This is a genomic window from Bradyrhizobium sp. IC4059 (genome assembly GCF_020193615.1).
GTDB classification, from domain to species: Bacteria; Pseudomonadota; Alphaproteobacteria; order Rhizobiales; family Xanthobacteraceae; genus Bradyrhizobium; species Bradyrhizobium yuanmingense.
In genome coordinates this window covers 892343-913672 of sequence record NZ_JADYVH010000002.1, presented here as the reverse complement: position 1 = coordinate 913672, position 21330 = coordinate 892343, and the positions used below count along the sequence as shown (strand labels likewise).

At 65.8% G+C, this 21330-nt stretch carries 19 protein-coding genes; 10 read left to right on the top strand and 9 right to left on the bottom strand.

All coding sequences use genetic code 11. The features are described from left to right. Positions 1–198 precede the first annotated feature (198 nt). The 5 genes from I6F12_RS10330 to I6F12_RS10310 all read left to right on the top strand — a co-directional run bounded on the left by I6F12_RS10330 (position 199) and on the right by I6F12_RS10310 (position 6234). Entirely contained in the window at positions 199–1416 is a 1218-nt protein-coding gene (locus I6F12_RS10330; protein WP_225156112.1) for an amino acid ABC transporter substrate-binding protein, read from the top strand. Positions 1417–1480: 64 nt separating this feature from the next. Beyond that, on the top strand, positions 1481–2356 hold the full coding sequence (locus tag I6F12_RS10325) for a branched-chain amino acid ABC transporter permease (protein WP_109143775.1): 876 nt from the start codon (positions 1481–1483) through the stop codon (positions 2354–2356). Next, positions 2353–4023 carry a branched-chain amino acid ABC transporter ATP-binding protein/permease gene (locus I6F12_RS10320; RefSeq protein ID WP_225156111.1) on the top strand — a complete coding sequence of 557 codons (1671 nt, stop codon included), beginning with the start codon at positions 2353–2355 and terminating at the stop codon, positions 4021–4023. The genes I6F12_RS10325 and I6F12_RS10320 overlap by 4 nt, the downstream gene beginning before the upstream one ends. Continuing rightward, complete coding sequence (locus I6F12_RS10315; RefSeq protein WP_036028046.1) at positions 4016–4747, top strand: ABC transporter ATP-binding protein; 732 nt, start codon at positions 4016–4018, stop codon at positions 4745–4747. The genes I6F12_RS10320 and I6F12_RS10315 overlap by 8 nt, the downstream gene beginning before the upstream one ends. A 35-nt stretch (positions 4748–4782) precedes the next feature. Beyond that, positions 4783–6234 (top strand): aldehyde dehydrogenase, encoded by a 1452-nt coding sequence (locus I6F12_RS10310; protein WP_225156110.1) that lies wholly within the window; start codon positions 4783–4785, stop codon positions 6232–6234. Positions 6235–6285: 51 nt separating this feature from the next. On the opposite strand, the gene I6F12_RS10305 is transcribed toward I6F12_RS10310, so the two are convergent. From I6F12_RS10305 to I6F12_RS10295, 3 genes are all read right to left on the bottom strand, one after another. Then, positions 6286–8526 carry a TonB-dependent siderophore receptor gene (locus tag I6F12_RS10305; RefSeq protein WP_225156109.1) on the bottom strand — a complete coding sequence of 747 codons (2241 nt, stop codon included), beginning with the start codon at positions 8524–8526 and terminating at the stop codon, positions 6286–6288. 326 nt (positions 8527–8852) lie between these two features. Further along, a complete protein-coding gene (locus I6F12_RS10300) occupies positions 8853–10841 on the bottom strand; it encodes a primary-amine oxidase (RefSeq protein WP_225156108.1) in 1989 nt (662 codons plus the stop codon). Positions 10842–10856: 15 nt separating this feature from the next. Next, entirely contained in the window at positions 10857–12047 is a 1191-nt protein-coding gene (locus I6F12_RS10295; protein WP_225156107.1) for a serine hydrolase, read from the bottom strand. Between the two features lie 183 nt (positions 12048–12230). On the opposite strand from I6F12_RS10295, the gene I6F12_RS10290 reads away from it, so the two are divergent. Continuing rightward, entirely contained in the window at positions 12231–13220 is a 990-nt protein-coding gene (locus I6F12_RS10290) for a helix-turn-helix domain-containing protein (RefSeq protein ID WP_225156106.1), read from the top strand. Positions 13221–13226: 6 nt separating this feature from the next. Here I6F12_RS10290 and I6F12_RS10285 read toward each other — a convergent pair whose 3' ends face one another. The 3 genes from I6F12_RS10285 to I6F12_RS10275 all read right to left on the bottom strand — a co-directional run bounded on the left by I6F12_RS10285 (position 13227) and on the right by I6F12_RS10275 (position 16053). Further along, positions 13227–13892, bottom strand: coding sequence for a methionine ABC transporter permease (locus I6F12_RS10285; RefSeq protein ID WP_057029183.1), 666 nt, complete (start codon positions 13890–13892; stop codon positions 13227–13229). Then, complete coding sequence (locus I6F12_RS10280) at positions 13882–15021, bottom strand: methionine ABC transporter ATP-binding protein (RefSeq protein ID WP_225141957.1); 1140 nt, start codon at positions 15019–15021, stop codon at positions 13882–13884. Before I6F12_RS10280 ends, I6F12_RS10285 begins: the two co-directional genes overlap by 11 nt. 225 nt (positions 15022–15246) lie before the next feature. Then, a complete protein-coding gene (locus tag I6F12_RS10275) occupies positions 15247–16053 on the bottom strand; it encodes an enoyl-CoA hydratase/isomerase family protein (protein ID WP_225156147.1) in 807 nt (268 codons plus the stop codon). A gap of 118 nt (positions 16054–16171) precedes the next feature. On the opposite strand from I6F12_RS10275, the gene nthA reads away from it, so the two are divergent. From nthA to I6F12_RS10260, 3 genes are read left to right on the top strand one after another with little or no spacing between them, the layout of a single operon-like run. Then, a complete protein-coding gene (gene nthA, locus I6F12_RS10270; RefSeq protein ID WP_225156105.1) occupies positions 16172–16804 on the top strand; it encodes a nitrile hydratase subunit alpha in 633 nt (210 codons plus the stop codon). Next, positions 16801–17460 (top strand): nitrile hydratase subunit beta, encoded by a 660-nt coding sequence (gene nthB, locus I6F12_RS10265; protein ID WP_057029182.1) that lies wholly within the window; start codon positions 16801–16803, stop codon positions 17458–17460. The genes nthA and nthB overlap by 4 nt, the downstream gene beginning before the upstream one ends. Beyond that, positions 17460–17837 (top strand): nitrile hydratase accessory protein, encoded by a 378-nt coding sequence (locus I6F12_RS10260; protein ID WP_036028031.1) that lies wholly within the window; start codon positions 17460–17462, stop codon positions 17835–17837. The genes nthB and I6F12_RS10260 overlap by 1 nt, the downstream gene beginning before the upstream one ends. Positions 17838–17948: 111 nt before the next feature. Here the strand turns inward: I6F12_RS10260 and queC are convergent, their stop codons facing one another. Further along, entirely contained in the window at positions 17949–18662 is a 714-nt protein-coding gene (gene queC, locus I6F12_RS10255) for a 7-cyano-7-deazaguanine synthase QueC (RefSeq protein WP_225156104.1), read from the bottom strand. A 127-nt stretch (positions 18663–18789) separates the two neighbouring features. Here queC and mazG point away from each other — a divergent pair, with 127 nt between their 5' ends. Beyond that, entirely contained in the window at positions 18790–19635 is an 846-nt protein-coding gene (gene mazG, locus I6F12_RS10250; RefSeq protein ID WP_225156103.1) for a nucleoside triphosphate pyrophosphohydrolase, read from the top strand. A gap of 18 nt (positions 19636–19653) precedes the next feature. Here the strand turns inward: mazG and hflX are convergent, their stop codons facing one another. Together hflX and hfq are read right to left on the bottom strand one after the other, a co-directional pair. Beyond that, positions 19654–21036: a GTPase HflX gene (gene hflX / locus I6F12_RS10245; protein ID WP_225140850.1), complete on the bottom strand. Its 1383-nt coding sequence runs from the start codon at positions 21034–21036 to the stop codon at positions 19654–19656. 11 nt (positions 21037–21047) lie between these two features. Continuing rightward, complete coding sequence (gene hfq, locus I6F12_RS10240; protein WP_007591126.1) at positions 21048–21296, bottom strand: RNA chaperone Hfq; 249 nt, start codon at positions 21294–21296, stop codon at positions 21048–21050. Positions 21297–21330: the final 34 nt, after the last annotated feature.

The following is a 21330-nucleotide window of genomic DNA, read 5'->3' as shown; positions in this document are numbered from 1 at the left end:
TTGGCCATCGAGGCCAGAACCGTCCAATCTTTCACCGGATTTGTCCATTGTGCGAGCAAAGCTTGGGATGCTTGCTAGGTCAAGTCCCGGTGGCGGCCGGCTCAATGATGCCGCCCTAGAGAAAGTCGGGACCAAGGGGAAACGACCACTCACTGCGATGCCGACCATCGCTTGAGTGCAACAGGAGGGAGACACGATATGTTTTCAGCGAACCGTCGAACGTTGCTGCGCGTCGCTGGCCTTGCGGCTCTGGCCGGAACGCTCTGGACCTTTCCGTCCACGGCCGATGCGGAGAAGATCCGGATCGGCTACGCCATTTCCAAGACCGGTCCCTATGCCGGCGGCGCCGGCATCACCACCCTGCCCAATTATGAGCTGTGGGTGAAGGACGTGAATGCCGCCGGCGGCATCAAGCTCGGCGACAAGAAGCTACCGATCGAGGTGGTCGAATATGACGACCGCAGCAACTCGGAAGAAGCCGTCAAGGCGATCGAGCGCCTCGCCAACCAGGACAAGGTCGATTTCATTCTTTCGCCGTGGGGCACGGGCCTCAACCTCGCGGTCGGCCCGACTCTGAACCGTCTGGGCTACCCTCACCTCGCGGTCACGTCGGTGACCGACAAGGCGCCGGAGCTTGCCAAGCGCTGGTCGAACGCGACGTTCTGGCTCGGGACGTCGGCCCAGATATCCGAGGGGCTCGCCGATCTGCTCGGCAAGCTGAAGAGCGAAGGCAAGATCGGGGCGAACATCGCGATGGTCAGCATCGCCGACCAGTTCGGCATCGAGCTGTCCGCCGCGGGCCGCGAGGCCTTCAAGAAGCACGGCTTCAAGCTCGGCTATGACAAGACCTATCCGATGGGCACGCAGGATCTCCAGCCTCTGTTGAAGGATGCGATCGCGTCTAACCCGGATGCGTTCGTCGCCTTCAGCTATCCGCCGGATACGATCGCGCTGACCGAGCAGGCGCAGCTGTTGAAGTTCAACCCGAAGGTTTTCTATGTTGGCGTCGGCACCGCGTTCCCGCTCTACAAGGGCAAGTTTGCCGCCAACAGCGACGGCGTGATGGGCATCGGCGGTTGGAATGCCGAGTCTCCGCAGCTGAAGGAGTATCTGGCGCGCCACAAGGCCACGACCGGCAAGGAGCCCGATCGCTGGGCGAGCTCGATCACCTATGCGAGCCTGCAGGTGCTACAGCAGGCGATCGAAAAGGTCGGCAAGCTCGATCGCACCGCTGTCGCGGCGGAAATCCGTGCGGGCACGTTCGAGACCATCATCGGCAAGGTCAAGCTGAAGGACGGGCTGCTTCAGGAGGTCTGGAGCGTCGGACAGTGGCAGAACGGCGAGTTCTACGCCCTCGCACCGACCTCGCTGCCGGGCGCGCGTGCCGCGGTCGTGCCCAAGCCGCAGTGGCAGTAAGGCTGGTTGGCAGGCCTTGCGTCGGCGAGGCCTGCCTGCCGTCCGCTCAAGGGGACGCCGTTTCATGTTGCTTGTCGACATCATCCTGCCGGGCCTCGTGCTCGGCGGCATGTACGCGCTGATCGCGCTCGGGCTGACGCTGCAATATGGCGTGGCGCGGATCATGAACCTCTCCTATGGAGAGTCGCTGGTCGCGGCCGCCTTCGGCGCGTTCTCGCTCTACGGCGGCCTCGGGCTGAGCCCGCTCGCGGCGCTGCTGCTGGCGGTCCCGGTCGCGATGGTGCTGAACTGGCTGCTATATCGCTTCCTGCTGGAACGGCTGATGCGGCGCGGCAAGGACCGGGGCGCACAGGAGATCGACAGCATCCTCGTCACCTTCGGCGTTCTGTTCGTGATCCAGGGCGCCATGCTGGTCGCCTTTGGCGGCCAGTACTACAGCTACAGCTATCTCTCCATTCCGCTGACGATCATGGGCTCGACGCTTGCCGTCAATCGGCTCGTCGCGCTGCTGTTCGCGGCGCTGGTCGGCGGCGCCGTCTATCTCGCCCTCACCCGCACCCGGATCGGCACTGCGGTACGCGCCATCGCCGTCGATGCCAACGCCGCGCGTCTCGTCGGCATCGACGTCGCGGCCCTGTCGGGGCTGGCGTTTGCCTTCGGCGGCGGCCTCGTCGCCGTCGGCGGTGTGCTGATCAGCATGTTCCTCACCTTCAATGCCGCGATGGGCGTGGTCTTCACCATGAAGGCGCTGGTCGTCGTCATCATGGGCGGTGTCGGCAACGTCATCGGCGCGCTGGTCGCCGGGCTGCTGCTTGGTGTGGTCGAGACCGCGGTGGCGCGGCTGGTCGATCCCGGTCTGACGCTGGCTGCGACCTACGCACTGTTTCTCGGCGTGCTCGTGATCAAGCCCACCGGCCTGTTCGGCAGGGCGGCGTCATGACGGGGCCCGTCCGCATTCTGCTGTGGTGCGCCGGCCTCGCCCTCGCCGCATGCCTCGTCACCTATCCGCTCTATGCCAACGGCTATTATCTCGCGCTCGGCATCAGCGTGCTCTATTTCACGATCCTGGCGACCGCGTGGGCGATGTTCTCGGGCCCGACGCGCTACATCTCGCTTGCAACGGTCGCGTTCTTCGGGCTCGGCGCTTACACGGCTGCGGTGCTCGGCGAGACCATGCCCTGGCCGGTCGTGCTGCTGGCCGCAGCCGGCGTGGGCGCACTCACCGCCGCAATCACCGGGCTTTCGACGCTGCGGCTGTCCGGAATCTATTTCGTGATCTTCTCCTTCGGCCTGGCCGAGCTGATCCGGCAGCTCGTGATCTGGTACGAGGTCAACATCCACAAATCGGTCGGCCGCTATCTCTTCAGTGCGGTGACGCAGGACGTTCTCTACTGGCAGCTGCTGGGCTTGACCGCGGTTGTCTTCCTGGTGGGCTGGATGCTCGGGCGCTCGCGCTATGGGCTGGCCCTGCGCGCCATCGGCGCCGACGAGACCGCGGCGAGCCATTCCGGCATCGATGCCACGCGGATCAAGCTCGGCGTCTTCATTCTGAGCGCGACCTTCATGGCGGTGACCGGCGCGGTGATGGCGCCACGCTGGACCTATATCGATCCAGCCATCGCGTTCAATCCGACCATCTCCTTCCAGGTCGTGATCATGGCCCTGCTAGGCGGTGCGGGCTCGCTGTTCGGGCCCGTGCTGGGCGTCATTCCGCTCGTCCTGCTGTTCGAGGTGCTGACTGCGATGCTGCCCAACCATTTCAGCATCGTGCTCGGCGTCATCTTCGTGTTCATCGTGATGGTGCTGCCGAACGGCGTGATCGGCCTGTTCGGGGCGGGCCGCTGGCGCGTTCCGGCCGGCGGTCCCGCCGCCGCGCCTGCCCGCACGAGCGATGCACCGCTGCTCGCGGTCGACGGCGTCAGCAAATCGTTCAGCGGACTACGCGCCGTCGACGGTGTCAGCTTCACGGTCACGCCGGGCGAGATCATCGGCATCATCGGCCCGAACGGATCCGGCAAGACGACGCTGCTGAATACGCTGTCCGGGGCGCTGCGGCCCTCCTCGGGCACGATCCGGCTGGGCGGCATCGTCCTCAACGGTATGCGCGCGCACCAGATCGCGCGCCTTGGCCTTGCGCGCACGTTCCAGCTGGTGCGCGTGATGCCGGACCTGACGGTGGCCGAAAACGTTGCGGCGGCGCGGCTGTTCTCGACGACGAACGGATCGGGCGCAACGGCAAGCGAGCTGCTGGACCTGGTCGGGCTCGGCAAGCTGCAGGAAACGCCCGCGAGCGAGCTGACCTATATCGACCAGAAGCGGCTCGAGCTTGCCCGCGCGCTGGCGCTGCAGCCGCGCCTCGTGCTGCTCGACGAATGGCTGGCGGGCCTCAATCCGAGCGAGCTCGAGACCGGCATCGCGCTGATCGCGAAATTGCGCGATCGCGGCCTCACCATCATCATGGTCGAGCATGTCATGGATGCGATTCGAGCGCTGTGCAGCCATTGCATCGTCATGAATGCCGGCAGCGTGATCGCGCGCGGCGCGCCGGAGGCCGTGTTGTCCGATCCAAAAGTCGTTGCAGCCTATCTCGGAGGCGACGATGCTTGAGGTCGCCGCCCTCTCCCATTTCTATGGCAAGCACCAGGCTCTCGCCGACATTGCGCTCGCTATTGGGCAAGGCGAGATCGTCGCGATCCTCGGCGCCAACGGCGCCGGCAAGTCCACCCTGCTCAAGAGCATCGCCGGGCTGGTCAAGCCTGCCCCCGGCGCAACGATCCGGTTCGAGGGACATCACATTGGCGAATTGCCCGCTCACCTGATCGTGGAGCGCGGCATCGCGCTGGTGCCCGAAGGCCGCGGCGTGTTCGGCGATTTGACGGTTGCCGAGAATCTGCAGCTCGGCGCCTACCCCGCCCGCGCCCGCGCAGGCGAGGCAGACCGGCTCGCGAGAATCCTGCGGCTGTTCCCGCGGCTTGCCGAGCGCATGGCCCAGGCCGTTCGCACCATGAGCGGGGGCGAGCAGCAGATGGTCGCGATCGGCCGGGCGCTGATGTCGAACCCGCTGCTGCTCCTGCTCGATGAGCCTTCGCTCGGCCTGTCGCCCCTGCTCAGCCGCGAAGTGTTCCGTGCACTGGCGGAGATCCGTAGCAGCGGCCTCAGCGTGTTGCTGGTCGAGCAGAATGCGCGGGCGAGCCTCGACATCGCCGACCGTGTCTACCTGATCGAGTCCGGCCGCAACGCCGGCAGCGGGCCGGCCAGTGCGATGAAGAACGATCCGGAGGTCCAGCGCGCCTATCTCGGCAAGGCCCGCGCGGCCCCGTCCCCACCATAATCGCTCAATCCCGCCTGCAACCTTTGGAGTGCATCATGAACGCGATCGACCTTCTCATCGGCGGCAAGGACCAGTCGGCCAGCCATCAGCGTACCTTCCAGCGCCACAACCCGATCTCCAGCGACGTCGCGACGATCGTGGCGGCGGCCTCGATCGACGACGCGATGCGGGCCGCGGACGCTGCGGCCGCCGCGTTCCCGGCCTGGTCACAGCTCGGCCCGTCGGAGCGCCGCAAGCGGCTCAATGCGGCCGCCGATATCCTCGCGCGCCGTGCCGCGGAGTTCACCGCGCTGATGGTCGCTGAAACCGGCGCCACCGCGGGCTGGGCCGGATTCAACGTGCACCTGGCCGAAGGCATGCTGCGCGAAGCCGCGGCCATGACGACGCAGATATCCGGCGAAGTCATACCGACCGACAAGCCCGACAACCTCGCCATGGCGTTTCGCCAGCCGGTCGGCGTGGTGCTCGGCATCGCGCCCTGGAACGCTCCCGTGATCCTCGGCGTGCGATCGGTCGCGATGCCGCTCGCCTGCGGCAATACCGTGGTGCTGAAGGCGTCCGAGATGAGCCCGGGCGTGCATCGGCTGATCGGAAGCTGCCTGGCGGAGGCCGGCCTCGGTGACGGCGTCGTCAATGTCGTCACCAACGCGCCGGAGGATGCGCAGGCGGTGGTCGAGGCGCTGATCGCCCATCCTGCGATCCGCCGCGTCAACTTCACCGGCTCGACCCGCGTCGGCCGCCTCATCGCACTCGCATGCGCCAAGCACCTGAAGCGCGCGCTGCTGGAGCTCGGCGGCAAGGCCCCGCTCGTGATCCTCGACGATGCCGATCTGGACGCCGCCGTGAATGCGGCAGCGTTCGGCGCCTTCATGAACCAGGGGCAGATCTGCATGTCGACCGAGCGGATCGTGGTCGACGACAAGGTGGCGGACGCCTTCATCGCCAAGTTCGCCGCCAAGGCCAGGAGCCTTCCCTTCGGCGATCCCCGCAAGGGCAATGTCGTGCTGGGCTCGCTGGTCAGTGACGCCGCCTGCGAGCGCGTCCGGGGCCTGATCGACGATGCCGTCGCCAAGGGCGCCGTGCTCGCTGCCGGCGGCCACGGCAGCGGCACCATTATGCCCGCCACCATCGTCGACCATGTCACGCCGGCGATGCGGATCTATGGCGAGGAGAGCTTTGGTCCGGTCGTGACCGTGGTGCGCGTGAGCGGGATCGACGAGGCCGTGCGCGTGGCCAACGACACCGAATACGGCCTCTCCTCGGCCGTGTTCGGCCGCGACATCGCCCGTGCGCTCGGCGTTGCCAGGCGGATCGAGGCGGGCATCTGCCACGTCAACGCTCCGACCGTGCATGACGAGCCTCAGATGCCGTTTGGCGGGACCAAGGCGTCAGGCTATGGCCGCTTCGGCGGCAAGGCCGCAATCGACGAGTTCACCGAACTGCGCTGGATCACCGTGCAGACCGGGCCCCGGCACTATCCGTTCTGATCGGCCGGATGCAGGTCCGGTCTCCAAGGCCGGACCGTCCTCGCATTGTGCTCACCAGCGGTAGGTCAGCCTGGCGATGGCTTTCCGCCCTTCCGCGTAGAAGCAGCCCGACATGCTGTAACATGAGGCGACATAGCGAGTGTCGGCGAGATTGGTGACGTTCAGCGCCAGGCGCCAATTGTCCCTGTTGTAGGCCAGCAGCGCGTCGAGAACGGTCGACGATCCCACCTTGAACGTGTTGGCCTCGTCGCCCCAGGTCGCGCCGACATAGCGGATGCCGCCGCCGAACTGCAGGCCGGCGAGCGGCCCGTTCTGCAGCGTATAGTCGCTCCACAGCGAAGCGCGGTTGAGCGGCACCGTAGTTGGCGCCTTGCCGACATTCACCGGATCCTGCGTGACCATGGCGTCGACATAGGCATAGGCGGCGCGCAGGTTCCAGCCATCGGCGAGCGACATCGTGCCTTCGAGCTCGATGCCGCGCGACTTCACCTGCCCGATCTGTTCGTAAAAGGTGGCCGCGGGCACGTACACAGCGACGTTATCGCGCGTCAGGTCGAAGGCGGCGAAGGTGAACAGCGCGTTCCAGCCGATCGGCTGATACTTGACGCCGACTTCGTACTGGACGCCGGTCTCGGGATTGAGCATTTGTCCGCCAAACCCGGTCGCGAGCAGCGGCAGGAACGATTCCGAGTAGCTGAAATAGGGCGCGATGCCGCTATCGAAATTGTACATCACGGCGGCTCGGCCGGTGAAGGCCGAGGCGTCCTTCGCGGCCGTGGTATTGGCGATACCGTTATCGACCTGCGTGGTCACGAAATCCTGACGGCCGCCGAGCTGGAACGAGAGCCGGCCGAGCTTGATCTGATCCTGCGCATAGACGCCGACCTGGGACTGCTTGACGCCGGTGTTGTCGTACATGGCGCCGATGGCGTAGTCGTAGCTGTAGTTCGGGTTGAAGACGTTGATCTCGGGGGACGAGGTCGTGACGCCGAAGGCGGTGTCGCGGAAGGAGGTGTTGCGATAGTCGACGCCAACCAGCGTGGTGTGGCTGAGAATGCCGGTGGTGAACTTGCCCTGGAGCTGGTTGTCCACGGCGAATGAGTTGATGTAGGAGTTGCTGTAGCTGCCATAGCGCGCGAGCTGCCCTGCGGCTTCGTTGGTATAGCCGCCGCCGTAAAACACCTTCTCCTCGTTGTGCTGATAGGCGTAGCGCAGATTTTGCCGGAACGTGACGTTGTCGGTGAAATTGTGCGCGAGCTGGTAGCCGACGGTTGCGATCTCGGTGTTGAATGCGTCGAAGCCCGGCACGCCCGCGAAGAACGAGACCGGGATGGTGCGGCCGTTGTTCGGCCAAACCGTGCCCGAGGCCGGCAGGAACTGAAGGCCCCACCCTGCCCGGTCCCGCTGATAGTTGGCGAGCAGGGTGATGGTGGTGTCCTCGTTCGGCTTGAAGGTGACGGCGGGCGCGATGAAGACGCGATTGTCCTTGCTGAAATCGACCTGGGTCTCGCCGTCGCGCACGACGCCGGTCAGGCGCCACAGCACCGTGCCTTCCTTGTTGGCGGCGCCGCCCATGTCGAACTGGCCCTGATAGCGGTTGAAGCTGCCACCCGAGATCGAGACCTCGCCGAACTGCTGCGCCGTCGGCAGCTTGGTCACGTAGTTGAGAACGCCGCCTGTGCCGCTGCCGCCATACATCGCGGAGGACGGACCCTTGAGCACCTCGATACGCTCGGCCCCATAGGGCTCGAGGCCATTGAAGTGCACGTAGTTGCTGGAGGGAATCCGCAAGCCGTCGACGAAGAGGCCCGGCATCGTCATGTCGAAGCCGCGGATCTGGAGGCCGCCGAAGCGGGTGTCCGAGCCGCCATTGACGTCGCCGCTGACGCCGGCGGTGTAGCGCAAGGCCTCGCCGATCGAGACCGCGCCCTGGTTTCTGATCTGGTCGGTGGTGATGACCGACACCGACTGCGGCGTTTCGATCAAGGGCGTATCGGTCTTGGTGGCGGTGCCGCTGCGCGTCGCGACGAAACCGCGTACCGGTCCGTTGGCGCGTTCGCTCGTGGCACCGTTCGATGCTGCCGACTGAGTGGGCGCGGCCTGCTGCGCCGGGCCCCGACGATTGGCGCGTGCGGTTCGCGCCGCCGCAGCCCGTCGCGACGACGCAATCGCCGCTGGACGGGTGCGCTGCGTCGGCGCTTCGACGGTGACAGAGGGAATCTGCGTCTGGGCTTGGGCAGAGCCGAAGGGCACGGCGAGAGCGAGTGTGCTGGCCGCACCGAGGAAGAGCATCTGGATTTGTCGGCGGCGCGTGTTCTTACGCGAAGAAGGTTGGAAATCGGTCACGTCTGTTGAGCCCCACGCACTGCCGGCTTTGCCGGTATCGATCTTGATGGCCCGCCCTAACTCAGGCGGTTTCGGAGTGCGATAGGAACGGCGTTAGAATTTCTCCAGACGTGTGCACAGCACGTGCGACGCATGCGCTCATGCGCGCTGCTTCTTTGGGATTGGAATCCTTCCAAATGATCTTGTCAGTGTGTTCGGAACCCGACCGCATGTGACGGCCGTGTCGCGCAATCAGCGTTGCAACCAAAGCCAGGGGTGGGAGCGGATGAAGGTCACGTCCGGTCCGCGTGACAACAGGTCGTGCTCTTCTCGCCAGCCAGCACGCTGCGGCTGTTGCGGTCCGGCGGAAGGTCGCCAGCCGCATTCGCCGCAAAGAATCCGGTTGGCTTCAACACGAAGCCGGCATATTCCACCGGCATGATCGGAAAGTCTTCGGGCTTGCAGACATGGGTGTGGCCGAAGGAGTGCCACACCACGATGTCGGCATCCTCGATGTTGCGATTCTGCGCGGCATAGCGCGGCAGGCCGTCGCTGCCGGCGTGAACGTTGGGATAGTCGCCGCTGGCATATTTCTCGGCCGGATCGAATGCAGTTACCCAGACATGCTTGGTGGCGAAGCCGCCACGCTTGCGCACGTAACTACCCTCCTGGGCCAGCATCAGCGGGCTGGGATTGACGACGAGCTTGTAGGCCGGTGCACCGCCGACCGAGTTGATCTCGTTCGGATTACTGATCTTCCAGAATCGGCCGGTCTCGCCATTGGCGACCGCTGCGGCGTCGCGCTCGCGCGACAGCACGCGCGTGGTGGTGTCGAACACGTTGCCGTGCGGATTGTCGTCGCCCCATGGCCGCGGCACGAACTCGTGCTCCGTCACCGTGTTACCGCCGCCGTCGAGATCCATATGCAGGCGGACGTTGAAGAAGTGCTGGTGCGTGGGGCCGCCGAGATTATCGTCGACCATGCCACCCCATCGGTACTTTTCGCCTGACTGGACCGCGGCGGTCTGGATGATGCCGGTGAGTTTCGTCTCCAGCTGAATCGTGCCGTCCTGATAGAGATACCAGTAGAAGCCGTAATCGTAATTGCCGACGGTGGCGAAGAACGAGATCACGAGCCGCCGGGATCTCCGCACCTCGAACAGGCCGTTGCGGAACTCGTAGTGCTTCCAGGCAATCCCGTAATCCTCCTCATGCATGCAGATCGCGTTCTGCATGACGAAGGGCTCGCCCTTGCTGTCGACCGCGGGCACGTCGAAATAATGGATGTTGCCGAGACAGTCGCAGCCCAGCTCCAGCGCGTTGGCGAGCATGCCGAGCCCGTATTCGCCGGCATCGAAGGCCGACTTCCAGAAATGGTTCGCGGTCGGATCGGCATAAGGCACCACCATCTCGGTGACGCTGGCGCGGTGGATCAGCGACCGCTTACGCGCGCCGTCCTGGTAGGCGAGCTGATGCAGCACGAGACCCTCGCGCGGCGTGAAGCCGACGCGGAAGCTCCATTTCTGCCAATCGACTTTCCAGCCGTCGACCTTGAAGCTCGGCCCTTCCGGCTGCTCGATATGCAGCGGCTTGATGTCGGTGCGCGGGTTTGGCACCTCATGCGCGCCGTAGTTCCGCTTCTTGCGCGGAATCGGCACGATCGGATCTTCATCGGTGAGCTCGATGACCTTGCCCCCGATGAGGTCGACCACAGCGACCACGCCCTCGATCGGATGGGCGTAGCCGTTGTCCTGGAGATGCTCGCGAAAATAGCTGACGGCCCGCACGATGCGGGCGCCGCGCTCGAACTCCTTGTCGAAGAATCCGGAGGAGAACGGATCGACCTGGACCAGCTCGATGTCCTTGTCGGTCAGCCCGCGCCGAACCATCGCCGCCCGCCAAGCGGGATCGGCCTTCACCACGGCATCGCACTTGAAGAACTCTTCCAGCATCACCGGCGGCTGCCCATAGGGCGCCTCGCGATTCGGCACGACCTTGCGGCCGACGATCTCGCCGCGGCCGAGGTCAACGATATGCTCGATCGCCTCGCCCGTGGCGACGTCGAGCGTCAGCGCGAAGGCGCGGCGCTCCACCCCGCCTGCGGCCAACTCCTGCTTGGTCGGCTCCTCCAGCCGCACCGTCGGGAAACGGCAGTTCGCCGCTGAGGTGGCCGCCGCCCGCACCAAAGCGCAAGCCGCCGTGATCTCGTCGGCCGTCAGCGGATCGAGCGGATGCGGTGTCGCGCTCTGCGCTCGCGGTTGGGCTTTGGCGATTTCAAGCATGAGGACGTCCAAATATCAGGCGAGATGTGCGGTGATGGCGCGGAAGGCAGCAAACCAGCGCTGGTCGATCGACACGTCCATCGCCTTGGGCTGTGTTGCGAGCTTGACGATGACGGTGTCGGAGTCGAGGTCGACATAGAGGTGCTGGCCGTGAATGCCGATCGCGGTGAGCGCGTTGCGCGAAGGATCGATGGTGAACCATTTGCTGCGGTAGCGCGCGCCCGGGAAGAACTCGGCGAGGTCGCCATCGGCCCACGCCTTGGGATCACCGTTCTCGCGGATATCGTCGATCCACCAGCCCGGCACCACCTGCCGGCCCTCGACGACGCCGCGGCAGCGGATCATCTCCCCGAAGCGGACGAGATCGCGCGCGGTGACCGAGATGCCGCCGGCAATGCGGCCCATGCCGTGGCTATCGAGAGTGAGAGAGCCGTCCTCCTCCGCGCCCATCGGCTGCCAGAGAAACTCGGAGAGAATAAGATGGTAGGGCTTCCCGCAGGCGCGTTCATACACCCAGCCGAGCACCTCGGTATTGGGCGAGACGTAGTGGAACACCTTGCCGTGCGGCTTACCCGTGCCGCGCAGCGTCGTCAGATAAGCGCGCTGATGGCTGGGCTCGACGCCTGGCGGCGGCACGTCCCAACCCGAGGAGAACCGATAGCGCGCGACGTCGCCGGCGGGGTCCTCATAATCCTCCTCGAACTTGATGGCGACAGCCATGTCGAGCAGGTTACGGACGGTGCAGCCGGCGTAGACCGATGTCTCCAGCTCCGGCACGTAGCGCAGCACCCTCGCCTCCGGATCGACCAGGCCGCGCGCGGCCAGCACGCCGCCGAGCGTGCCAGCGATCGCCTTGCTGATCGAGCAGATCAGATGGGGCGTGGTCGCGCTCATGCCGTCCCCGTACCATTCATGGATCAGCGTGCCCTGATGCATCACGAGGAGCGTGTCGGCAAAGGTTTCGCGCAGCGCGCATTCGATCGTGGTCGCTTTGCCATCAGGCCCGGTGAAGCCGAGCTTTGCCAGTTCGCGCGGGGCGCTTCTCATTGGCGTCGGCCGGGCGGAGCGGCGGATCTCTGCGGTCGGCAGCACTTCGCGGGTGTGGGTAAAACCCCAGCGGATCGCGGGAAAGCTGCGCCAATTGGCGCGCGTCACCTGAGCCTCGGGTACGGGCGGGCTGCCGCGCATGACATCGGTCGGTCGCATCTCGATCCCTCCGCGAAGCGCCGTCCCGGCAGCGATGTCGGAACGGCAGGACGGAAGCCTGCACCGCGGCGCTGTCAGGCGTTATCGAGATCCAGCAATATTTTGCTGGACAGCGTCTCTGGCCGTGCCAGTCTGGCGTGGTTCCTGCTCGCTGCTCGGCTCAAGGATTTTCGACGTACTGCCATGGCCTTAACGGCAAATCTTCCGATTCAGGACTCGGCTGCGGGCCTGCTCCAGGCGAACAGCACGGATGTCGATGAGCATTGCGCAAGCCTCGGCCGCTGGCGGCTGAGCTACGATCAGATCAGCGCCGGCGCGTTCCGGGGCAGTTTCACGCAACTCTCCTTGCCGCGGCTGGAGGTGTTCTGCGAGATCACCAGCCAGCAGGTCCGCCAATATGGCCAGCTTGGCGCCGACAGTTTTGGCATCGGCCTGCCCTGGCACGGCGACGGCGAGCTCAGCTTCAACGGGACCGGTGCCAGCGGCGCCCGCGTCCTCGCCAGCATCGACGCCGAGATCGACATGTGTACCCCGAAGGCCTTCGAGCTGCGCGGCGTCGTTGCCAGCACGGTGTTGATCGCAGAGCTCGCCGCCTGGCTCGACATCGAGCTGCCGCGCACCGCCTGGCACCGGCTGCAGGTGATCGAAATGGCGGAAGCGCCGGTCGCGCGGCTGCGGGCGCATCTGGCCGCCATTCAAGCGACGATCACGACCGCTCCGGCAACGTTCAACGATCCGGCGGCGAGGCAGGCCCTGGAAGACGCCCTCCTCGTTGAAATCATGGACATGCTGCCGACCGCACGTCCGAGCGATCCCGGCCGCAGTGCGGCGGCTCGGAAGCGAACCGTGGATCGTGCCCGCGAGCTGATGCATGGCAGGGGCGATCGCTCGCTCTCGCTGCTGGAGGTCTGCAAGGCCGTCGGCGCCAGCCCGCGCAAGCTCGGCTATTGCTTCCAGGAGGTTTTGGGCACGAGCCCGATGCACTATTGGCGCGCGATGCGACTGAACCGTGTGCGGCGCGATCTCAGGGGCGCCGGCGGCAACGAGACCTCGGTCTACGACGTCGCGGTGCTGCACGGATTCTGGCACTTCAGCCAGTTCTCGCTCGACTACAAGCGTCACTTCGGCGAGCTGCCCTCGCAGACGCTGCGTCGCGCGAGGTGTGCCGCCTGATCGGATTCAGCGATGCCGCAGCCGGCGGTTGACCCGGCGCGCCAGGTAATCGCCGGCGCTCTGGACTATCTGCACCAGTGCGATCAGCACGACCACGACGGCCAGCATCATCTCCGGCATGAAGCGCTGATAGCCGTAGCGGATGCCGAGATCGCCAAGGCCGCCGCCGCCGACTGCGCCGACCATCGCGGAATAGCCGAGCAGGCTGACCACCGCGAGCGTCAGCGCCAGCAGCAGGCCGGGCAGCGCCTCCGGGATCAGGACCTTGAGCACGATCTGAAGGGGCGAAGCGCCGAACGAGGACGCGGTCTCGATCAGGCCGCCGTCGACCTCGCGGATCGCAGCCTCGACGAGGCGCGCGATGAACGGCGTCGAGGCGATGGTCAGCGGCACGATAGCGGCGGTCGAGCCGATCGAGGTGCCGGCAACGAGGCGCGTGAACGGGATGATGGCGACGACGAGGATGATGAAGGGCGTCGAGCGCGTCGCATTGACGACGATGCCGAGCACGCGATTGACGATGGGCGCCGCGAACAGCTCGCCTTTGCGGCTGGTGGCCAGGAACACGCCGAGCGGCAGGCCGAAGGCGGTGCCGAGCAGCGCCGCGATGCCGACCATGTACAGGCTTTCGAAGGTAGCCTGGACGATCAGGTTGATGAGTTCAGGCGACATAGCCGAGACGCTCCGCCGAGAATTGATATTGAGAGAGCCAGGCGAGCGTCCGCGTCACCGCGTCCTCGCCGCCGGGAATGCCGAGCGTGAGCGAGCCCACGTGCTGGCCGCCGATCTCGTCGATGCGCGCAGACAGCAGCGCGACGTCGAGCCCGAGCTCGCGCGCGAGCCGGGCCACCACGGTGTCGCCCGCCCCTGCCCCGCGCACCTGGATCCGGATCACGGCCTGCCCGCCGGCAGGCTGCTTCGAAACGATTCGGCTCTCCAGCGAGACCGGCAGGCTGTCGCCGATCACCTCGGCCAGGAAGGACTGCGTGATCGGATGTCTTGGCTGCGTGAAGATGTCGGCGACGTGACCACTCTCGACGACGCGGCCGGCGTCCAATACCACCACCTCCTTGGCGAGCTGGCGCACCACGGACATCTCATGCGTGATCAGCACGATGGTCACGCCGAGCTCGCGGTTGATGTTCGCAAGCAGATCGAGGATCGCGCGCGTGGTCTGCGGATCGAGTGCCGAGGTCGCCTCGTCCGACAGCAGCACGCTCGGCCGCGTCGCCAGCGCGCGGGCGATGCCGACGCGCTGCTTCTGGCCGCCGGACAGTTCGGAAGGATAGCGGTCGTGCTTGTCGGCGATGCCGACCAGCGCGAGCAGCTCGGCGACGCGGGCCTTGATGTCGGTCTTGGTCCAACCGGCGATCTCCAGCGGCAGCGCGATGTTGTCGGCCGCGGTGCGCGAGGACAGCAGGTTGAAATGCTGGAAGATCATGCCGATCGAGCGCTGCGCCAGCCGCAGCTCGCGGCCGGCCAAGGCCGAGATATCGCGGCCGTCGACGATCACACGGCCCGTGGTCGGCTTCTCCAGGCCGTTGATGAGCCGGACCAGGCTCGACTTGCCGGCGCCGGAGCGGCCGATCACGCCGGTGATGGAGCCGCGCGGAATGGCGAAGTCGATGTCTTGCAGCGCGTTGACGCCGGGCTTGCCGCGATAGGCCGGATAGGTCTTGGAGATGCCGGCGAAACGGACCATCGCGTCCGGCACGGCGAGCGCGGGTGAAATCGCTTCGATCGTTTCGATCGGTCGTCCGATCGCGAGCGATTGGTGGGCATTCATGGAGATGGCCTTCATGCACGATAGCTCGGTCACCCGCATGCCCAGGGCACATGGGAACCGGTCGCGTCTGCGACGGGGTGAAAATGGCGATGAGGGCTCAATCGAGCGCGCTGCACCGCAGCACGCACCTTCGCTCTTTCTGGTCTTCCTTGCAATCTCAGATATTTGGGAGGACTTGGAGGAAGTTTTCCCGATCGCCTCCAGGCGGAGAAGATTATCCGCCGACTATCGGCGCTGTGATCACCGACCCCGGAACCGCGGCTTGCGGCGCGTCAGGAACGCCTCCACGCCCTCCTTGTGGTCCTCGCTGAGGCTGGCGAGCGCGAACTGGTCGACATCCATATGGCTCGCAAGATCGTCCAGCGCATGCGCGAGCCGGTTGACGGTCAGCTTGGTCATGGCGACGGACAGCGGCGGCTGCGCGGCAATCTTGCGGGCCAGCTCCATTGCGGTATCGAACGCATGGCCGGGATCCGCCACCTGCTCGATGAGCCCCCATTCATAGGCCTCGTCCGCGCTGATGCGCTGGTCGGCCAGGATCACCGCCTGCTTGGTACGAGCCGGCCCGATCAGATGCAGCATGCGCGGAATGCTCTGCCAGCTCATATTCATGCCGAGTCCGATCTCGGGCACGCGCAGATGCGCATCGCGCCCCATCACCCGGAAATCGAGCGCCACGGCCAGCGCGACACCGCCGCCGACGCAAAAGCCTTCGATCGCGGCGATGGTGATCTGTTCCATCTCTTGCCAGGCGTGCGTCAGGCGCGGCCCGAGCTTGAGGTGCCGCCGCAGCGCGCCGAGGTCCATCTCCTTGCGCGAGCGTCCCTCGGCGTCCTTGAGATCGAAGCCGGCGCTGAAGGCGCCCGAGCTGCCGGTCAGCACGACGACCGAGGTCGCTGCATCGTCCTCGAAGCTGCGCGCGGCCGCCGTGAGTTGGCGCAGCGCCTCCGGCGAGAGCGCGTTGATGCCGTCACCGCGGTCGAAGCGCACGACCGCGATCCGCCCCTCCGGCCCGAGACCCTTCTCGATCTTCACGTAATCGGTCACCATCATCTCCACGCTGTTTGCGGGATGCTAGCGTACAAATGCCCTCACGCATACGTGCCAGGACTGCGCTGCAACGAGCCCTCGACAGCCCCTAGCCATTGCGCCTATCTTCCGCGGCATGAGCCAAGATCACGACCATCATCACCACGATCACGATCATTCCGAGCTGTCCGAGACCGAGCTGCGCGTGCGCGCGCTCGAGACGATCCTGACCGAAAAAGGCTATGTCGAGCCGGCTGCGCTCGACGCCATCATCCAGGCCTATGAGACCAAGATCGGCCCGCACAATGGCGCGCGCGTGGTCGCCAAAGCCTGGACCGATCCGGTGTTCAAGACGGCGCTGCTGCAGGACGGCTCCAAGGCGATCGGCACGCTCGGCCATGTCAGCCGCGTCGGCGATCATCTCGTCGTGGTCGAGAACACGCCCGAGCGGCACAACATGGTCGTGTGCACACTGTGCTCCTGCTACCCCTGGGAAATGCTCGGGCTGCCGCCGGTCTGGTACAAGGCCGCGCCCTACCGCTCGCGCGCGGTGAAGGACCCGCGCGGCGTGCTCGCCGATTTCGGCGTCGCGCTGCCGAAGGACACCGAGATCCGGGTGTGGGATTCCACCGCCGAGACGCGCTTCCTGGTGCTGCCGATGCGCCCCGCGGGCACGGAAGGCTGGAGCGAGGAGCAGCTCGCCGAGCTCGTGACGCGCGACTCCATGATCGGCACCGGTTTCCCCAAGACGCCGGGCGCACCGTCGTGAACGGCGTGCACGACATGGGCGGCATGGACGGGTTCGGCAAGGTCGAGCCTGAGCCGAACGAGCCGATGTTTCACGAGGAATGGGAGTCGCGCGTGCTGGCCATGGTGCGCGCGATGGGCGCGGCCGGCGCCTTCAACATCGACACCTCGCGCTTCTATCGCGAGACCTTGCCGCCGCACGTGTATCTGTCGAGCTCCTATTACAAGAAATGGTTTCTCGGGCTCGAGGAGATGCTGATCGACAAGGGCTATCTCACCCGCGAGGAGGTCGCTGCCGGCCATGCGATGCAGCCTGCAAAGGCGCTCAAGCACGGCAAGTTCGACCGCGCCAATGTCGAGCGCGTGATGGTGCGCGGCAAGTTCGGCCGCCCTGCCCCGGCTCCGGCGAAATTCAACATCGGCGATCGCGTCCGCGCCAGGAATATTCATCCAGCCACGCACACGCGGCTGCCGCGCTATGTCCGTGGCCATGTCGGCGTGGTCGAGCTGAACCATGGCTGTCACGTGTTTCCTGACACGGCGGCGATGGAGCGCGGCGAGAACCCGCAATGGCTCTATACCGTGGTGTTCGAGGGCCGCGACCTCTGGGGCGAGGACGGCGATCCCACGCTGAAGGTCTCGATCGACGCATTCGAGCCCTATCTGGATCCGGCGTGATGAGCAGCGCGCTTGCGGCCGCCGCGACGGCGGCGATCCCGAGCATTCCGTGCGACGACGACGGCCCGGTGTTCCGAGCGCCCTGGGAGGCGCATGCCTTCGCGATGGCCTTGAGCCTGCACGAGCGCGGCGTATTCACCTGGCCGGAATGGGCCGCAGCACTCGCAGACGAGATCAAGCGCGCCCAGGCCGCCGGCGACCCTGATACCGGCGAGACCTACTATCTGCACTGGCTCGCCACGCTGGAGGGCCTCGTCGCCCGCAAGGGCGTCGCGTCGATGGAGACGCTGCACCGCTATCGGAATGCGTGGGACCACGCCGCGGATCGCACGCCACACGGCAAGCCGATCGAGCTCAGGCCAGAGGATTTTGGCTAGCTGATTGCTCCGTCGTCATTGCGAGCGCAGCGAAGCAATCCAGAATCCCTCCGCGGTGGCAGTCTCGATTGCTTCGTCGCAAGGGCTGCTGGCAATGACGACAGAGCGAGCCTACCGTCCCGCCACGTACTCGTTCCACCCCTTCGCCCGCAAACTGCAGGCCGGGCACTCGCCGCAGCCGTAGCCCCAATCGTGCCGTGCGCCGCGTTCGCCGAGATAGCAGGTGTGGGAGTGCTCGCGGATGAGATCGACGAGGCCGTCGCCGCCGAGGTCATGCGCGAGCCGCCAGGTCGCGGCCTTGTCGATCCACATCAGTGGCGTGTGCAGCTCGAACTGCTTGGCCATGCCGAGCGAGAGCGCGGCCTGCATGGCGCGGACGGTCTCGTCACGGCAATCGGGATAGCCGGAATAATCGGTCTCGCACATGCCGCCGACGATGTGGCTGATGCCGCGCCGGTAGGCCAGCGCCGCGGCGAAGGTCAGGAACACGAGGTTGCGGCCCGGCACGAAGGTGTTCGGCAGACCGTCCGCGCCCATCGCGATCGCAACGTCGCGGGTCAGCGCCGTCTCGGACACCGCCGCCAGCGTCGGGATCGACAGCGTGTGGCTCTCGCCGAGCCTTGCGGCCCAATCGGCGTGCAGGCCCTTGATGCCGTCGAGCAGGCGGTCGCGGCAGGCAAGCTCGATGGCGTGGCGCTGGCCGTAGTCGAACCCCAGCGTCTCCACACGCGCGAAGCGGCTCAGCGCCCAGGCGAGGCAGGTGGTGGAATCCTGGCCGCCGGAGAACAGCACCAGCGCGATTTGTGAGGAAAATGCATCACTCATGGCCCGCGCTTTAGCATCGCACGACTTGCCCGCCAATCGGTGGAAATCGGCCAGTTCCGCCGCCTTGCGCTGGGATCGGGGGCCCGCTTTTGGCATAAGGCTCTGTATCCCAGGAGACTGCCCGGCAATGACCCCTTCCCGCGACATTTCCCGCCTGATCGAGATCATGGCGGCGCTGCGCACGCCGGTGACCGGCTGCCCCTGGGACCTCGAGCAGGATTTTTCGACGATCGCGCCCTACACGATCGAGGAAGCTTATGAGGTGGTCGACGCCATCACCCGCGGCGATCTCGACGATCTCAGAGAGGAGCTTGGCGATCTCCTGCTCCAGGTGGTGTTCCACGCCCAGATGGCTTCTGAGCAGAACGCGTTCAATTTTGGTGACGTGGTCCTGGCCATCACCCGCAAGATGATCCGCCGTCATCCCCACGTCTTCGCCGACAAGGACGGCAATCTCGCCTCCTCCCACGTCAAGGAAGTCTGGGACCGCATCAAGGCGGAGGAGAAAGCCGAACGCGCCGCGCGCCGGCCGCCGGAGGAGGCGCCGACGCACAAGTCGCTGCTCTCGGGCGTGAAGGCCGGCCAGCCCGCTTTGACCCGCGCGATGGAGCTGCAGCGCAAGGCCTCCACCGTCGGCTTCGACTGGAACGACCCGCGCGCGGTGCTGCACAAGATCCGCGAGGAGGTCGACGAGATCGAGGCGGCATTGGACCGCAACGACAAGCAGGAGATTGCGGAAGAGACCGGCGACCTCATGTTCGCCCTCGTCAACCTCGCCCGCCATGTCGATGCCGATCCGGAGGCTGCGCTCCGCGCGACGAATGCAAAATTCGAGCGGCGCTTTGCCTATATCGAGCGGGCACTGGAGGCGCAGGGTCGGACGCTGGCGCAGGCCTCGCTGGCGGAGATGGACGCGTTGTGGAATGCGGCGAAAGTGGAGACGAAGGTGACTTCGGAGACGCGAACCGCGTAGTCCAGATGCGCGCCGGCCTCACGCCGGCAGATGTGGCACGGCGTCGAACCTGTTCACCACGATGTCCCGCTTGGTCTCGTCCACCCGCACGGTCATGTCGAAGCGGCCGTCGTGGAGCTCCTTCGACAGCACCTCGGCGTTGCGATGCAGCCAGCTGATGCCGGCGCCGTCGGCGGCGTCGATGGAGAGATCGAGCGTGGTCCGTTTCGCCGCGAGCCGCTGCTCGATCGCGGCGAGCAGAGCATCGACGCCCTCGCCCGACACGGCTGAGACCAGCATCGCCGGATGATCCTCCGGCCTGCGCGCGGCGATGTTGAGCAGCTCTTCGCGTTGCTCGGGGTCGAAACGATCGATCTTGTTCCAGACCTCGATGATGCGGCCGGAATCATCAGGGTTGATGCCGAGCTGGCGCAGCACCGCATCGACGTCGCTCTGCTGCGCTTCGGCGTCTTCATGCGAGATGTCGCGGACATGCAGGATGACATCGGCTTCCAGCACCTCCTCCAGCGTGGCGCGGAAGGCGGCGACGAGCTGCGTCGGCAGGTTGGAGATGAAGCCGACGGTATCCGAGAGCATCGCCTTGCCGCCATGCGGCAGGTTGAGCGCCCGCAAGGTGGGATCGAGCGTCGCAAACAGCATGTCGGCCGCCTGCACGTCGGCGCGGGTCAGGCGATTGAACAGCGTCGACTTGCCGGCATTGGTGTAGCCGACCAGCGCGACGACACGATACGGCACGCGTTGACGGCCGGCGCGATGCAGACGCCGCGTCGCCTGCACCTTTTTCAGCTCGCTCTCCAGCTTGGAGATGCGCTCCTGGATCAGGCGGCGGTCGGCCTCGATCTGCGTCTCGCCGGGGCCGCCCATGAAGCCGAAACCGCCGCGCTGGCGTTCGAGATGGGTCCAGGAGCGCACCAGGCGCGAACGCTGGTAGTTGAGATGCGCAAGCTCGACCTGCAGCGAGCCTTCCCGGGTCTTGGCGCGGCGGCCGAAGATTTCGAGAATGAGCCCGGTGCGGTCGAGGACCTTGGCGTGCCATTCCTTTTCGAGATTGCGCTGCTGGATCGGCGACAATGCGCAATCCATCACCACGAGCTCGACCTCGAGGGTCTTGATCAGCCCGGCGATCTCCTCGACCTTGCCCTTGCCGATATAGGTCGCGGGGCGGATCTGGCTGACCGGCGCGATGATGGCATCGGCAATGACGAGATCAATCGCCCGCGCGAGGCCCGCGGCTTCATCGAGCCGGGCCTCGGTATCGCGCAAGGCATGAGTCACCGATTGCACGTCGGCGCTGCCCGCGCGCACGCGCAAGTAGGGGCCGATGACAAGCACCCGCCCCGTCTGCGTAGCCCCTGCCGACCGCGGACGGTCGGCATCCCCGTCGAAATTCCGGGGTTCCAATCAGGTCACTCTCAAGCCGGCTGGTCCTCGCCGCCTTCGAACAACTGAATCGGAGCGCCCGGCATGATGGTCGAGATCGCATGCTTGTAGACGAGCTGCGAATGACCGTCGCGCCGAAGCAGCAAACAGAAATTGTCGAACCAGGTCACGATGCCCTGGAGCTTCACTCCGTTGACCAGAAAGATCGTCAGTGGCGTCTTGGTTTTGCGAACGTGATTAAGGAAGGTGTCCTGTAGGTTTTGTGCGCGGTCTGCCGCCATTGTTTTTTTCTCGCTTTGAGTTTCTTTTTATTGC

Excerpts from the sequence above, each read along its gene's own strand:
- I6F12_RS10330 (WP_225156112.1), top strand. The coding sequence starts at position 199 with ATGTTTTCAGCGAACCGTCGAACGTTGCTGCGCGTCGCTGGCCTTGCG.
- I6F12_RS10325 (WP_109143775.1), top strand. The coding sequence starts at position 1,481 with ATGTTGCTTGTCGACATCATCCTGCCGGGCCTCGTGCTCGGCGGCATG.
- I6F12_RS10320 (WP_225156111.1), top strand. The coding sequence starts at position 2,353 with ATGACGGGGCCCGTCCGCATTCTGCTGTGGTGCGCCGGCCTCGCCCTC.
- I6F12_RS10315 (WP_036028046.1), top strand. The coding sequence starts at position 4,016 with ATGCTTGAGGTCGCCGCCCTCTCCCATTTCTATGGCAAGCACCAGGCT.
- I6F12_RS10310 (WP_225156110.1), top strand. The coding sequence starts at position 4,783 with ATGAACGCGATCGACCTTCTCATCGGCGGCAAGGACCAGTCGGCCAGC.
- I6F12_RS10305 (WP_225156109.1), bottom strand. The coding sequence starts at position 8,526 with ATGCTCTTCCTCGGTGCGGCCAGCACACTCGCTCTCGCCGTGCCCTTC.
- I6F12_RS10300 (WP_225156108.1), bottom strand. The coding sequence starts at position 10,841 with ATGCTTGAAATCGCCAAAGCCCAACCGCGAGCGCAGAGCGCGACACCG.
- I6F12_RS10295 (WP_225156107.1), bottom strand. The coding sequence starts at position 12,047 with ATGCGACCGACCGATGTCATGCGCGGCAGCCCGCCCGTACCCGAGGCT.
- I6F12_RS10290 (WP_225156106.1), top strand. The coding sequence starts at position 12,231 with ATGGCCTTAACGGCAAATCTTCCGATTCAGGACTCGGCTGCGGGCCTG.
- I6F12_RS10285 (WP_057029183.1), bottom strand. The coding sequence starts at position 13,892 with ATGTCGCCTGAACTCATCAACCTGATCGTCCAGGCTACCTTCGAAAGC.
- I6F12_RS10280 (WP_225141957.1), bottom strand. The coding sequence starts at position 15,021 with ATGAAGGCCATCTCCATGAATGCCCACCAATCGCTCGCGATCGGACGA.
- nthA (WP_225156105.1), top strand. The coding sequence starts at position 16,172 with ATGAGCCAAGATCACGACCATCATCACCACGATCACGATCATTCCGAG.
- I6F12_RS10260 (WP_036028031.1), top strand. The coding sequence starts at position 17,460 with ATGAGCAGCGCGCTTGCGGCCGCCGCGACGGCGGCGATCCCGAGCATT.
- queC (WP_225156104.1), bottom strand. The coding sequence starts at position 18,662 with ATGAGTGATGCATTTTCCTCACAAATCGCGCTGGTGCTGTTCTCCGGC.
- mazG (WP_225156103.1), top strand. The coding sequence starts at position 18,790 with ATGACCCCTTCCCGCGACATTTCCCGCCTGATCGAGATCATGGCGGCG.
- hfq (WP_007591126.1), bottom strand. The coding sequence starts at position 21,296 with ATGGCGGCAGACCGCGCACAAAACCTACAGGACACCTTCCTTAATCAC.